The 12,697-nt window shown below is 69.8% G+C and carries 13 protein-coding genes; 8 read left to right on the forward strand and 5 right to left on the reverse strand.

What is annotated here, in order from left to right; genetic code table 11:
- The first annotated feature begins 909 nt into the window (after window positions 1-909).
- Window positions 910-1,794, forward strand: coding sequence for a lysozyme (locus tag D7231_RS01755; protein ID WP_120753089.1), 885 nt, complete (start codon window positions 910-912; stop codon window positions 1,792-1,794).
- A gap of 115 nt (window positions 1,795-1,909) precedes the next feature.
- Here the strand turns inward: D7231_RS01755 and D7231_RS01760 are convergent, their stop codons facing one another.
- Both D7231_RS01760 and D7231_RS37300 read right to left on the reverse strand, forming a co-directional pair.
- Window positions 1,910-2,350, reverse strand: a complete 441-nt coding sequence (locus D7231_RS01760) for an invasion associated locus B family protein (protein WP_120753090.1) — start codon at window positions 2,348-2,350, stop codon at window positions 1,910-1,912.
- A gap of 110 nt (window positions 2,351-2,460) precedes the next feature.
- The gene (locus D7231_RS37300; RefSeq protein ID WP_241999513.1) at window positions 2,461-2,634 is read right to left on the reverse strand and encodes a CbrC family protein; all 174 of its coding nucleotides are present in this window, start codon (window positions 2,632-2,634) and stop codon (window positions 2,461-2,463) included.
- A 762-nt stretch (window positions 2,635-3,396) separates the two neighbouring features.
- On the opposite strand from D7231_RS37300, the gene D7231_RS01770 reads away from it, so the two are divergent.
- A complete protein-coding gene (locus D7231_RS01770) occupies window positions 3,397-3,831 on the forward strand; it encodes a VOC family protein (RefSeq protein ID WP_120753391.1) in 435 nt (144 codons plus the stop codon).
- A 131-nt stretch (window positions 3,832-3,962) separates the two neighbouring features.
- On the opposite strand, the gene D7231_RS01775 is transcribed toward D7231_RS01770, so the two are convergent.
- The 3 genes from D7231_RS01775 to D7231_RS01785 form a co-directional block, all read right to left on the reverse strand.
- A complete protein-coding gene (locus D7231_RS01775) occupies window positions 3,963-4,799 on the reverse strand; it encodes an esterase/lipase family protein (protein ID WP_120753091.1) in 837 nt (278 codons plus the stop codon).
- A gap of 681 nt (window positions 4,800-5,480) precedes the next feature.
- Entirely contained in the window at window positions 5,481-7,016 is a 1,536-nt protein-coding gene (locus D7231_RS01780) for an alpha/beta hydrolase (RefSeq protein ID WP_120753092.1), read from the reverse strand.
- 36 nt (window positions 7,017-7,052) lie between these two features.
- The gene (locus D7231_RS01785) at window positions 7,053-7,406 is read right to left on the reverse strand and encodes a DUF4190 domain-containing protein (protein WP_120753093.1); all 354 of its coding nucleotides are present in this window, start codon (window positions 7,404-7,406) and stop codon (window positions 7,053-7,055) included.
- 75 nt (window positions 7,407-7,481) lie between these two features.
- On the opposite strand from D7231_RS01785, the gene D7231_RS01790 reads away from it, so the two are divergent.
- The 6 genes from D7231_RS01790 (at window position 7,482) to D7231_RS01815 (ending at window position 12,626) form a co-directional block, all read left to right on the forward strand.
- Window positions 7,482-8,816, forward strand: a complete 1,335-nt coding sequence (locus D7231_RS01790; protein ID WP_277875527.1) for a sensor histidine kinase — start codon at window positions 7,482-7,484, stop codon at window positions 8,814-8,816.
- A gap of 26 nt (window positions 8,817-8,842) precedes the next feature.
- Window positions 8,843-9,562, forward strand: a complete 720-nt coding sequence (locus D7231_RS01795) for a response regulator transcription factor (RefSeq protein WP_120753392.1) — start codon at window positions 8,843-8,845, stop codon at window positions 9,560-9,562.
- A gap of 303 nt (window positions 9,563-9,865) precedes the next feature.
- On the forward strand, window positions 9,866-10,003 hold the full coding sequence (locus D7231_RS01800) for a lasso RiPP family leader peptide-containing protein (RefSeq protein WP_120753094.1): 138 nt from the start codon (window positions 9,866-9,868) through the stop codon (window positions 10,001-10,003).
- 18 nt (window positions 10,004-10,021) lie between these two features.
- On the forward strand, window positions 10,022-11,923 hold the full coding sequence (locus tag D7231_RS01805) for an asparagine synthase-related protein (protein WP_120753095.1): 1,902 nt from the start codon (window positions 10,022-10,024) through the stop codon (window positions 11,921-11,923).
- Complete coding sequence (locus D7231_RS01810; protein WP_241999515.1) at window positions 11,920-12,183, forward strand: lasso peptide biosynthesis PqqD family chaperone; 264 nt, start codon at window positions 11,920-11,922, stop codon at window positions 12,181-12,183. The genes D7231_RS01805 and D7231_RS01810 overlap by 4 nt, the downstream gene beginning before the upstream one ends.
- Window positions 12,180-12,626: a lasso peptide biosynthesis B2 protein gene (locus tag D7231_RS01815; protein WP_120753096.1), complete on the forward strand. Its 447-nt coding sequence runs from the start codon at window positions 12,180-12,182 to the stop codon at window positions 12,624-12,626. The genes D7231_RS01810 and D7231_RS01815 overlap by 4 nt, the downstream gene beginning before the upstream one ends.
- Window positions 12,627-12,697: the final 71 nt, after the last annotated feature.

Below are 12,697 nucleotides of genomic sequence, written 5' to 3' on the forward strand. Positions count from 1 at the left end.
CACCCGCAAGTACGGCGCGCATCTGCTCGCTGCCGACGGCATGTTCGCCGAGCTCGCCGCGACGACCGGGCCGGAATACTGGGCCGCGGACGGCGTGCACCCGACGCCGGCCGGTCACGCCGCACTCGCGGCGGCCTGGCTGCGCCTGGTCGCGTGACCGGGCCTTGCGATCACCCGCGCCGGCGGTGATCGCGAGGAGCCTCGTAGGCCGGACCCGGCCGGCGCTCGCTCGACCTTCGGGTAGCTGTCAAGACCTCGACCGGGTCCTTCGGATCCCGGTCCTGCCGCACTCGGTCGCCCTCTCGCCGAGATCACCCATTCGGCTCAGCAAGTCCGGCCGAGGAGGGGAAATGGCGGCCCGGAACATCACCCAGCGTTGCCCACCGCGGAGCCGTAGCTCTACGAGCACAGGGTCAAAACCGCTGCCATAACCGCTCTCATCCGCCTCGCCCGGTTCACCACGACCGGCCATCGCACTCCGCTCACACGTCATAGCGGTTTATACCGGTATAGATGTACCCCATGGGTCATCCGGCTGCCTGTCACCTCGTGCGCTGCCGGGGCCCGGATGTGAGCGTGGCAGTACAGCGTGGAGCCGAATGCCGGAGGAGGCGATCGTCGTGGCCGAACCGATCCGGTCGGGGGAGTATCCAGGCGAGGACGTCGTCAAGCGCCGCCCCATAGCCCGAGGCGTACAACGGCTGTTTCTCAACGAGCCACGACCAGCTGCCCTTGGCCATGACGAAGAAGACTGGCCGGCACAAGGCGGCCTGACCTCCGCCCCCCGGACCGCCGTCGCGGACCGTGTCTCCGCCCGCAGCCGGAGGAATGGCATAGCCATACCCATACGGTGACCATTTAATTCCCCCCCGCACCCTCCTCCCCCCACCACGGCCTCGGAGGCACCTCATGCCCGAGCACCACTCCGGCCCGGGCCGCCCGCATCCCCCCACAGCGGCGGCCGTCCTCCTCTCTCTGCTGACCGCACTCACCCTGCTCGTCGCCCTCCCCGGAACCACCGCCGCGGTGGCCGGAAGCAACAGCCGCCCGACCCACCCCGAGCAGGACTGGATGGGCTCGACCGTCCGCGCCCACGAGGGCGGCCGTGGCCCGGCCACCAAGCGTTCCGCGCCGCCCGACCTCTCCCTTGAGGGCCCTTCGGCGAGCGCCTCGGTCAAAGGAGTGGACGTCAGCAGCCACAACGGCAACGTCTCCTGGTCCAAGCTCTGGCACAGCGGCGTCAGATTCGCCTACGCCAAGGCGACCGAGGGCACCAGCTACACCAACCCCTCCTTCGCCCACCAGTACAACGGCCCGTACGACGCGGGCATGATCCGGGGCGCGTACCACTTCGCGCTGCCGGGCAACTCCAGCGGCGCCGCACAGGCCGACCACTTCGTCGACCACGGCGGCGGCTGGACGGACGACGGCTGGACGCTGCCGGGCGTGCTCGACATGGAGTACAACCCCTACGGCAGCACCTGCTACGGGCTGAGCAAGAGCCGGATGATCGACTGGATCGAGGACTTCCTCGACGCCTACCGGGACCACACCGGGCGCGACGCGGTGATCTACACCTCGACCGCGTGGTGGAAGAAGTGCACCGGCAACTACGGCGGATTCGGCAGGTACAACCCGCTGTGGGTGCCGAGCTACGGCTCCTCCTCCGGCGAGCTCCCGAACGGCTGGGGTTTCTACACCTTCTGGCAGCACACAAGCACGGGCCCCACCGTCGGTGACCACGATCGCTTCAACGGTTCGTACAGCAGGCTCGAGGCACTCGCCTACGGCTGAGCGGGCGGCCACGGGAGAACCACTGCACCATTGTGTGCACGAGGCGGAGCCGCCGACGCTGCCGTAGCGACTCCACGGCTCCGCCCGTCATACCCATCCGGGTGTACGGCCCGGCTTACAGGAGGGCGTACGAGCTCGCCCGGTCGTTCATGGCATCCCCTACGTAAGGCGTGGAGTCGCGGTACTCCTGGTGCGTACCGGTCCGGCACGCGCCGCCGTTGAGAATGATCGACGTGCCGCCGAAGTTCCAGTGCTCGTAGAGGATGGCGGGCTCGGCGTTCAGCTTCCCTCTTGCGGAGGAGGACTCGCGGGGTTTTTCGACCAGCTGCCGGTCCCGGGCGGCGTCCTTGCCGGACAGGGGCGCGTCGGTGATCCGCCCCTCCGTGGAGGCGGCGACGGCCGCGCGGAACGTGCCGAAGCACTGGGTGGCTCCCGAATCGACGTTGACCAGGCAGGTCCTGGCCTCTGACGCGGGCTGCGGACGGGCCTGCGCGGTGGCACTCCCGGAAGCCAGGACCAGCAAGCCGGCCCCGGCGGCGATAGCGATACGTGTCACACGTGAACTCACGGGCAACTTCCGGGTTCGTGGACGGTCTGCCGACAACCGGGATACTTCCGCCGCGCCTCCGCTGGGGCCTTGGAGCCGACGGGATTCGTTCCGTACGCCTACGGGCAGTCGGAGTAGGCGAGGTGGGCCGCGCAGGACCGGCACCGGAAGAGATATGCCGTGGGCCGGTCATCCTTGGCCAGCGAGCCGAGGTACTGCTCGACCTGCTCCGACGGCCGGCCCCAGCCCATTGGGCGGCTGCATGCCTCACCGGTCGCGAAGACTCTGCCCATGTCATGTCGCGTGGCCCGGCGCCCGGCGGTGGCTCTGCGAGCCTGGCGGGCGGCCGGGGCGTGTCGGTTTTGGTGCACTGGCCGGAGAGCCGGTCTTCGTGTGCAGGTTCCTGAACCCCCTACGGACGCGGGCGGGTGTGAGTTCGTTGGGCGGGGCCGGCTTCTCCCAGGACCGACGGAGGTCGGTGGCCGGCGGACGGGCGGAACGTGCGCTTGATGTCGAAGCGGCGGAGGAAGGACTGCCGGCAGCGGCCCACGCCGTGCGTGGTGGCGTCGGTGCCCGACCACCACAGCCAGACCGCTTGTTCACACCGTCTTTGCTGGGCAGCTTCTCCGCGACCAGACGGAGGGCGGTGCCCTCGACGAGAGGCAGGGCCCCGTCGTGGTTGAGCCGGGCCGCCCGCCTGGTCAGCCTCGGGTGCAGCCGGTCCCATCCCATGCCTGCGCGGTCGCCTTCCCGTAGAGCCGGGTGCTGGTGACGGCCACGGCCTGCTCGGTGTCCCGGTCGGGGACCGCCGAAGACGAACTCGCCACCGTGCTTGGGCGGACCGCACGGTTGCTCGGGGAGACCAGCGGATGCCGGCCGCGCTCACGGAGGGGGAGGGGGGCGCTGAAGGTGGCGGGTAAAGGCTTCACGGAGGCGGGTGACCGGCATCGGGGTCCGATGAAGCGGCTTGTCAGTGGGCGGTGCGAGGATGGCGGTACGTTCCGGGAATTGACCGGGGCGAGGACGCGGGCAGGTTTCGAGTGGTCGGAGGCGGCATGGCCAAGGAATTCCAGGTGACTTACGACTGCGCCGATCCGGGCGCGCAGGCGGCGTTCTGGGCTCAGGCGCTGGGCTATCGCATCCAGCCGCCGCCCGAGGGCTTCGCTGACTGGGCGGCTGCGCTGACGGCGTGGGGCGTACCGCCTGAGCGTCACAACGACCGGTCAGCCATCACGGATCCGGACGGCAAGGGGCCGCGGGTGTTCTTCCAGAAGGTCCCGGAAGGAAAGACGGCGAAGAACCGCTTGCACCTGGATGTGCGCTCAGCACCCGGCCTGACCGGGGACGAGCGGATGGTCGCGCTGGAGGCGGAGGCCACCAGGCTGGAGGGGCTGGGAGCGAAGCGGCTGTACCGGCTCGACCCCGATGGCATGGACGAGGGGATCATCGTGATGACCGACCCGGAAGGAAACGAATTCTGCCTGGACTGAGGGCGGAGTGCCGCTCAGCAGCTTGATCACCGAACAGGGCTCCTGTTCGGTGATCAAGCGGTGGCCGGGGCATAACAGCAGCGCCTGCCCGCCACCCCGGGCGATCATGGAGGCGGACCTTCGGGCCGGAATCAGAAGGCGGGCGCCCTCGGCACACAGGGAGCCGCCGGGGCTGAGGGGTCCAGGGCCCGCTTGACCAATCCGATCGCACGCGGGCTGTACGACATGCTCAGATGGGCGGAGAAGTCGACGACGCAGCCCTCCTGCAAGGTGATGTTCTGCACCGTTGCTCCGGGGCCCGCCGTCATGAACGTGCTCTGCCAGGGGGTGGTGATCTCGTCGTACTTCGTGCCGACCACGGTGTAGTCGATCCCGGGAACGGTGTCCCCGTCGGCGTTGAGCTCCTTGATGAAGTCTGACTTCTCGTACTGCTGGATGCCCGCCTTCCCCAAGGGCTTCTCCCCGGGGCCCAGCATGTGGAGCATGTCGGCGAGAGTCTCGATGCCGCTCATGGTGGTGCCGTGGTTGGTCGCGCCGAGCTGGACGACCTTCTTGACCTTGTTCTTCGAGGGGTCGGTCGGGTTCGCGCCTCCGTCGGCCTTGAGATACCACCGGGACAGGGTCCCGCCCTGGGAGTGGCCGACAAGGTCCACCTGGCCGGAGCCGCTGGCGGCGAGCACCTTGTCCACGAAGGCGGCCAGCTCTTTGGAGGACTTCCTGATGTCTCCGTAACCCTTGACGGTGGGAGCGAGAGCCACTCCGGCGTCGTCGGTGTCGCCGTAGTCGAGGGCGTAGACGCAGTAGCCCCGGGCCTTCAACTCGGGGGACATCCGGGCCCAGTTGTTGTAGCGGTTCTCGTAGGTCCCGTGCACCAGAACGACCGGACGCGGGTGGGCGGCGCTGGGACGGCAGTTCCAGTCATTGGCGCCCGGCGGATCGATGTCGAGGTGGAGGATGGAATGGACCATAGCGGGAAGGAAATTGTCCTGCTCAGGGCCGGTCTCCGCGGCCGCGGACGTGGAGGTGGCCAAGACCGTCGCCGCGGCGGTGGCACAGACGGCGGTGACATATTTCGGTATGTGCAAGACGGCTCCTGAGAAGTGTGGGACTCGGGCCACGCGCGATGTTTCCCATGGGTGCCGACCGAAGAGGGAACCTCGGGTGACCTCCTCCGACGATCCCGCCGAATGACGCACCGTCAGACCCCGGCCCCGGTAACGCCCGAGGAGGATCCCGGACCGTCGGCCGCGTACCCCGGGTAACTTTCCGGGCCCCCAGTATGCACGCGAGGCGGGAGGTTCTGAAGGGAGGAAACACAAACCTCGAAGGGGGATAGGCGGGGCTGCCGACAAAGCCCCTCTCCGGGGTCGTGCGGCCGCGAGTGACCTCGACGCCCCCGGCACGCCCCGGAGTTGAGCCCCGCGGAGACGCCTTGGCCGTGGCCCCGCCCCTGCAAGCTCGCCGACGTCGCCAAGGCCACCGGCCGCACACCGCGCGAATGGCGGGCGGTCTCGCCGGACGGTGCCGGGGCTCGTGACGCTCTGCTGGTGGGCGGCGGCGTCATGAAGGTCATGGGTGAGGAGACCATCGCATCATCCCCCAGATGCCACCACCGGACGAAGAGCGGTGCCTGCCGGGGGTTTCGCCTTCTACCCGGCAGGTGCTCGGCAGGTCAGGTCCTTGGCCGGGAGCCTGCCCGTGGTCAGGTAGACCGTGGCGGTCTTGTCTGCGCAGGGGTTGGTGCCGTTGACGATGTGTCCCTCTCCGCCGGCGACGGTGACGATCCGGGATCCGCGCAGGGCCCGGTGCATGGCCTGGCCTCCGGCCAGGGGCGTGGCAGGGTCCCACTCGTTTTGCAGGATGAGTACAGGGACCTTGTTGGTCACTGTTGTCTGGGGTTCGCTGCCCGGTTTCCAGAAGGCGCACGGTTTGATGTTGGAGTCGAAGTCGCCGGACAGCGGATACCGGTTCTTGTCGCGGATCGCGTCGCGGCGGTACTGCTCGGGGTCGCGCGGCCACGACGTGCGGGTGTCGGCACAGAGGACAGCCCAGGCGCTCGCGGTTTCATTGTCCGGGGGAGTGTCACGGGAGGACGCCGGCGGGAGGGGGCTCGGGGCCTGCTCGGGCGTGCCGGGCGGAGCCGGCTTCTTGCCCTCGGCCGCCTTCTTCAGCCCGGCGACCCATGCGGCGGCCTTCTGAACGCGGGAGAACATGGCGCGCTGAGCGCGAATGGTGTCACCGGTGAAGAGCGTCCCACCGTAGTCGATGGGTTTGCGGTCGGCCCGGGCGATGAGGTCCCAGTACGTCTTGCGGACCGCGGCCGGGGTACGACCCAGTTCGTACGTCGTGTGTCGCCGGGCAGTCCATTCGGTCCAGCGTGTGAAGGCGGGCCCGGCCCTCTCCGCCATCGCCTGGAACATGCCTCGCCCGTACCGCGCGGGGTCGGCCGCACTGTCCAGCACGAACCGGTCGGTTCGCCGGGGGAACATCTGCGTGTAGACGGCGCCGAGGTAGGTGCCGTAGGAGAATCCCAGGTAGGAGATCTTCTTCTCTCCCAGCACGGCACGGATGACGTCCATGTCGCGAGCGGTGTTGCGGGTGGTGAGGTGGCGCAGCCTGTCACCTTCCTCGGCCTGGCACTTGACGGCCACCGTACGGGCCCACTCCACATCCTTCGCAAAGGTCCCGGTCTTGTACGGGCGCTCCAAGTCCTGTTCGTCGGCGGTCAGACTGCAGCTGACCGGCGAGCTCTGCCCGACGCCCCTGGGGTCGAACCCGGTGAGGTCGTACTGTCTCTTCACCTCCCCGGGGAGGTCCGCTCCCACGCTGACGGGCAAATCCAGGCCCGGCCCGCCGGGGCCGCCGGGGTTGAGCAGCAGAACGCCGCGACGTTCCTTCGCGCTGCTTGCCTTGAGCCGGGATATCGCGATGTCCGTCTTCTTGCCTCCGGGATCGCTGTAGTCCAGCGGCACCTTGAGTGTCGCGCACTGATAGGTGGCAGGGTTCTTCGCGTTGCAGCGCTGCCACCGTGGAGTCTGTTGCGTGTACTGCCGCAGAGGGTCCTTGGCCGCGGCGGCATCAGATAGAGAAGAGGCCGTTGCAGGTGTAAGTGCCGAAAGGGAAGCCGTCACGGCGCCGACGGATATGAGAGAGGCAATTCGTGTGTTTCGCACGGTGATGCTCATCCTTGCTGGGAGAAGTAGCCCGTCGCCCGTCGCCGGTCAATTCCCGGTGAGCTGCTGGTGGACGCACTGCTTGTACTGCTGGAAACTGTCGGGCTGGTAGCACTCCTGCGTCTTGTTGGCGTACCAGACGAAGAAGACGGCGACCAGGACGGACACCACGATCGCGATGGCCGACGTCACCACGCCGGTGAGGGCCTTGCCCCGGCCGATACCGGTCCGCTTGGCCGTCGTCAGGGCAACGATGCCCACGATCAGGCCGATGCCGCCGAACAGGCCGCCGATGAAGAAGATCGACGTGCACAAGCCGACGACCCCGAGCACCATGGCGGCCCCGGCCGGGCCGTTGGCCGATGAGGTCGATGAGACCGATGCGGTGTGATGCGGCGGCATCTCTATTCCTTGCGTGTTCATCAAACGTCCTCCGGTCAACTGTTCAGGGCACGATCCTGGCTTCCGGGGTCCCGGATGCGCATCGCGGAAAGGCGGGAGAAGGTGCTCCCTCGATCGGGGGAGGTCATCGGTGAGCTGCCCGGTCATATTGGGGCGATAATGATCAGGGGACTCCGGCCGCTGCTGCGCGGCTCCACGTATTCGGGCATGCTGTTCGCCTATTGCGGCGCGTTGGCGAGCCTTCCGCTGCTGCCTTTCGCTGTGCTGCCGACACTGGCGTTGCCATCCGCTCCCTATGGAGTGCAGGCCGTCCTGGTCCTCCTGGTCTGGGCAGTACTGATCGGCTCGGTCGGTTTTGCCCGCACCGTGCGGCGGGCACTGATCGCGTTCGCCCGCCAACTTCTGAGGGTGCCGTTGCCGGCCCCTGCCGCCGTGCCATCCGGCGCCGACCGCCGGCGGACTCCCCTCTGGTTGCTGCTGCACGTGGCGCTGGGGTGGACGGGGGCGCTGACGAGCGGCGTGCTGATCCTCATGGGGATTGCCCTCCCCGGGGACTGGCTCGGGCTCGGTGCCGAAGCCGGGCTGAGTCTGTTCGGCTGGTCGCTGCGCTCCGACGGCGTATGGCAGAGCTGGCTGGTGGCGCTCTGCTGCCTGCTGCTCGCGGCGGTCGTGTGCGTGGTGGTGACGAGCGTGCTGCGGTGGCTGGCGCCCAGGCTCCTGGGTCCTTCGTCGGCCGAGCGGCTCGCGCTGATGGCCGAGCGGGAGCAGCGCCTTGCCGAACGCAACAGGTTGGCCCATGAGTTGCACGACTCGATCGGGCACACGCTGACCGCGACCACGATCCAGGCGGCGGTCGCGGGCGAGGTACTCTCCGCCGACCCGGGGGCGGCGCGGGCCGCGCTGCGCAGCATCGAGGAGTCGGCCAGGGCCGCGCTGGAGGACCTGGACTACGTACTGGGCGTACTGCGCGAGGAGACGGTGGAGACGGCGGAGACGGCACCGACCCGGACCCTGGCTGACCTGCCCGAGCTGCTCGACCGGTTGCGGCACGCGGGCGCGGTCCTTGATGTGGAGCTGTCCGGCGAGTTGGCGCAGGTGCAGGGGACGCTCTCCCGGGCCGCGTACCGGATTCTCCAGGAAGGGCTGACGAACGCGTTGCGGCACGGGACGGGCGGCCCGATCGGGGTCCGGGTGGCGGTCACGCCGGACTGCCTTGAGCTCGGTGTGGTCAATGGGGCGGGCACGGGCGCGGGCATGCGTACGGGCGCGGGTGTCTTCCGGACGTCCGGGCACGGCCTGCCCGGCCTTGCCGAGCGCGTGCGGCTGTTGCACGGTGAGATCGAGGTCGGCCCGGACGGGCCGCGGCAGTGGCGGCTGGCGGTCCGGCTGCCGGTACGGGGCTCGGCATGACCGCCTCCGACGCGAGCTCAGCCGCCATGACGGGTGTCGGCTCCCACTCCGCCGCCACCAGCCCTGCCCGTACCCCCGTCACCCTCCTGATTGCGGACGACGATGAGGTGACCCGCAGCGGTCTGCGCACCTTGCTCGCGGCGCAGCCGGGGATCGCGGTGGTTGGAGAAGCAGCCGACGGCGTCGAGGCCGTCGAGCAGGCGCGGCGGCTGCGGCCGGACGTGGTCCTGATGGATGTGCGCATGCCGAGGTGCAACGGGATCGAGGCCACCCGGCTCCTCCTTGCCGAGCCGACCGGGGCGGCCCGGTCGGTCGGACCGCCGAAGGTCGTGGTGATCACCACCTTCGAGAACGACGGTTACGTCACTGCGGCGCTCAGCGCGGGGGCCAGCGGGTTCGTGCTCAAGCGGCTTCCGGTCCGGCAGATCGCCGAGGCGGTACGCGTGGTGGCGACGGGGGAGGCGATCCTCTTCCCGGCGGCCCTGCGCCGGATGGTCGCCGCCCGCCCGCTGGGCTCCGCAGAAGCGCTGCCGAGGGCGGAGCTGACTGGGCGGGAGGAAGAGGTGCTGCGGCTGATGGCCACCGGCCTGTCCAACCCGGAGATCGCGCAGTCGCTCATGGTGAGCCTGGAGACGGTGAAGACGCACGTCGGGAACGTGCTGACCAAGCTCGGTGCGCAGAACCGGACCCACGCGGTGGTGATCGCGTACGAATCGGGTCTGGTAGTGCCGGGGTTCACCGGCTGACGCGCAACACGGCCCGCGCGATCGGCACCGACTCGGGTACCGCCCGGTCCGAGCAGCGTCTCCAGAATGGTGGACGCGCTGCCCGCCGGTGATGAACCGCCGGGAAGACTGCCGAACAACCCCGGTCAGCCGAACCGGCGTTCCGCACCGCCCGGCGTCCCTATGTGCTCAGGCGTTGGCACCTGTCACTCTTTCAGGCGGGTTGTATCGCCACTGGGCGTAGTCCGGGATGTTGTGGGCACTTCCGGGCTAGGTGCAGATTCCGCACTGAGTACTGAGTACTGACAGCAGGGGGAGTTCTTTATGGATCAGCAGGAGTTGTACGAACCGCCGGTGATGGTGGAGGTCGGTGACTTCGCCGACCTCACGCGCGGCGAGGCCCTCGGGGCGCACTATGAGGGCGGATTCCCTCCCTATGAGTGGTATCTGGGCCCGAGCTGAGGCCGGAGCCGTCAGCCTGTGACCGGTGACGTGTGGTTCGCGGTCCTTCCGGACGGTGAGTCGGGCTCGGCCGCGGCGCGACTGCTGCGCCCCTGGGCCACTGAGGCCGTCGCTCACCATTCCGGCCGGCCGTGGTTGCTGGGCAGCTGGCCGGACGGCCATGTGACGGTGGGTGCGGCAGGGGCCCGGCGGCTGGCGGTGATCGGGCGCTGCCCGGTCACCGCCGGGGAGCTGTCCGCGCGGGCCGGCCGGGTCCGTGACCTCGCGGACGTGGAGCGGGCAGCCCAGGGCCTGACGGGCAGTTTTCATCTGCTGGCCTCGGTGGACGGCCGGGTCCGGGCCCGGGGCAGCGCATCCGGGGTGCGGCGGCTCTTCCACGCACGCGTGGGCGGGGCGGTGGTGGCCGCCGACAGAGCGGACAGACTCGCCGTGGCGGCCGCGGCCGCCACGGGGGCCGGGCCGGGCGTGGACGAGGAGCTCCTGGCTCTGCACCTCCTGGCCTCGCCCCTTCCGTATCCCTTGGACGAGCGGTGCGTGTGGCGGGGCGTCCAGGGCCTGCGCCTCCATGACTGCCTGCTGATCGAAGCAGACGGGCGGGCCCGTACACAACGGTGGTGGAGCCCTCCGGAGGCGGAACTCCCCCTGGAACAAGGGGTGCCCGCGGTGCGCGAGGCGCTGACCGCCGCGGTGCGTGCTTGCATGGCCGACGGCGGCACGGTGAGCTCGGATCTCTCAGGAGGGCTGGACTCCACCAGCCTGTGCTTCCTGGCCGCCCAGGAGCAGGACCGGAGGCAGCCGGAGAAGGCCCGGCTGGTGACCCTGCGCTGGCAGAGCCTCGACCCCGACAACGACGACAACACCTGGGCAGCACACGCCACCGCCATGCTCCCCGGCATCGAGCATGTGACACCCTCCGCCCATGAATGGCCCCTGTGGTACAGCGGCTTGACGGATCTGACCGGCACCACGGTCCCTACCGACGAACCGGGCCCCTGGGTACGCGACAGCGCCAGAATCGCGACGATGGCCCGTCTCATGACCGCCCGCGGATCGCGCCTGCACATGATGGGCGGAGGCGGCGACGAACTCTTCTCCGCGCTGCCCCCGCACCTGCACGACTACATCCGAAGCAATCCGATGGCCGCGTTCGCCCGCATCCGCACACACCGCGACTCCCAGCACTGGCCCTTGTGGCCGCTGCTGCGCCGGCTCGCCGACCGCCGGACCTTCGCCCAGTGGCTGGCCGCCTGGGCGGACAGCCTCACTGAGCCGGAGCCCCCTCCCACCGCACCAGGTCGCCGTGCCCCCTCGACGGGATGGGGCATGGACCTGCGCATGCCCTCATGGGCGACCCCCGACGCGGTGCGCGCCGCGCAGAGCCTGCTCCGCGAGGCCGCCGGGACCGCCGAGGCCCTCGCGCCCCGACGGGGACAGCACGTGGCGCTCGCCTGCGTGCAGGCCGGTGGACGCGGCGTCCGCCAGCTGGAGCATGTCTTCTCCCGCAAGGGGCTGGCCTACGCCGCGCCCTACATCGACGACAACGTTCTCGAGGCGGCGCTCGCCATCCGCGTGCCCGAACGCAGCACACCCGGCCGGTACAAACCGGTTCTCGCCGCCGCGATGGACGGAATCGTCCCCGACTCCGTCCTGTGCCGGTGCTCCAAAGGCGAATACAGCGTCGACTTCCACCACAGCCTGCGCCGCAACCGGGCCGCGCTGGTGGAGCTGTTCGACGACTCACAGCTCGCCCGCGCCGGACTGATCGACACCACGGCTATCCGCACCAGCTTGCTCGGGGTCCACCCCGACCCGAGCTCTCTGCGCTCCCTCAGCCCCGGCCTGGGCACCGAGATCTGGCTCCGTACCCGTGCCGGGAGCACCTGCCCACCGAGCCCCGCGACCACCCAAGGAGCATTGTGAGCCTCGCCCTGCGCCATAACGTCTGTGCGACGGACACCGAGGACGGCATGGTGCTGCTCGACGAGGTCACCGGCCGGTACTGGCAGCTCAACGGGACCGCGGCCCTCATCCTCCGCGCCCTGCTCGGCGGCGCCGCACCACCCGACACGGCCGGCAGGCTCCGCGAGGCCTACCCCCACCTCACCGTCGAACGCTCCCGCAGTGACACGGCCGCGTTCATCGACTCCCTGGTCGAGGCCCGGCTGGTGGTGCCCGCATGAGCCAGCCGATGGTGCCGGCAGCCCGCGATCCCCTGCCCCTGCGCCGCCGTCCCGCGGTGCTCCTGGCCACCGCCGCGGCCCGGCTGCTCGTTGCGCTCAAGCCCCACCGCATCCGCCGCGTGCTGTCGTTGCTCCGGCGCGGGGCCGCCCCCGCCACAGCGGAGCAGGCCCTCACCGCGCGCCGGGCCGTCGTCGCGGTGAGCGCGCGGTGTGCCGGAGAGGGCTGTCTGCAACGCTCCGTGGCCACCGCGCTGCTGTGCCGGATGCGCGGGACCTGGCCCGACTGGTGTACGGGAGTACGCACCGCACCATTCCGCGCCCATGCCTGGGTAGAGGTCGACGGCCTCCCGGTCGGCGAGCCACCCCTGACGGGCCACTACCACCGGATGATCGTCGTACCGAGCCTGCCCGGGAAGCAGCCCGACATCAAGATCGTTTCCTGAGCATGCATCAGCCGGCCCCGGGACGCAGGGGGCGCGGTGCCTGTACGCTCCGGGCGCCCGGGCAGGAAGTA

Source organism: Streptomyces klenkii, from assembly GCF_003626645.1.
Taxonomy (GTDB): Bacteria; Actinomycetota; Actinomycetes; order Streptomycetales; family Streptomycetaceae; genus Streptomyces; species Streptomyces klenkii.

What these genes read in the sequence shown, in the direction of transcription:
- D7231_RS01755 (WP_120753089.1), top strand. Translation starts at nt 910, where the DNA reads ATGCCCGAGCACCACTCCGGCCCGGGCCGCCCGCATCCCCCCACAGCG.
- D7231_RS37300 (WP_241999513.1), bottom strand. Translation starts at nt 2,634, where the DNA reads ATGGGCAGAGTCTTCGCGACCGGTGAGGCATGCAGCCGCCCAATGGGC.
- D7231_RS01770 (WP_120753391.1), top strand. Translation starts at nt 3,397, where the DNA reads ATGGCCAAGGAATTCCAGGTGACTTACGACTGCGCCGATCCGGGCGCG.
- D7231_RS01775 (WP_120753091.1), bottom strand. Translation starts at nt 4,799, where the DNA reads ATGGTCCATTCCATCCTCCACCTCGACATCGATCCGCCGGGCGCCAAT.
- D7231_RS01780 (WP_120753092.1), bottom strand. Translation starts at nt 7,016, where the DNA reads ATGAGCATCACCGTGCGAAACACACGAATTGCCTCTCTCATATCCGTC.
- D7231_RS01785 (WP_120753093.1), bottom strand. Translation starts at nt 7,406, where the DNA reads ATGCCGCCGCATCACACCGCATCGGTCTCATCGACCTCATCGGCCAAC.
- D7231_RS01790 (WP_277875527.1), top strand. Translation starts at nt 7,482, where the DNA reads ATGCGCATCGCGGAAAGGCGGGAGAAGGTGCTCCCTCGATCGGGGGAG.
- D7231_RS01795 (WP_120753392.1), top strand. Translation starts at nt 8,843, where the DNA reads ATGACGGGTGTCGGCTCCCACTCCGCCGCCACCAGCCCTGCCCGTACC.
- D7231_RS01800 (WP_120753094.1), top strand. Translation starts at nt 9,866, where the DNA reads ATGGATCAGCAGGAGTTGTACGAACCGCCGGTGATGGTGGAGGTCGGT.
- D7231_RS01815 (WP_120753096.1), top strand. Translation starts at nt 12,180, where the DNA reads ATGAGCCAGCCGATGGTGCCGGCAGCCCGCGATCCCCTGCCCCTGCGC.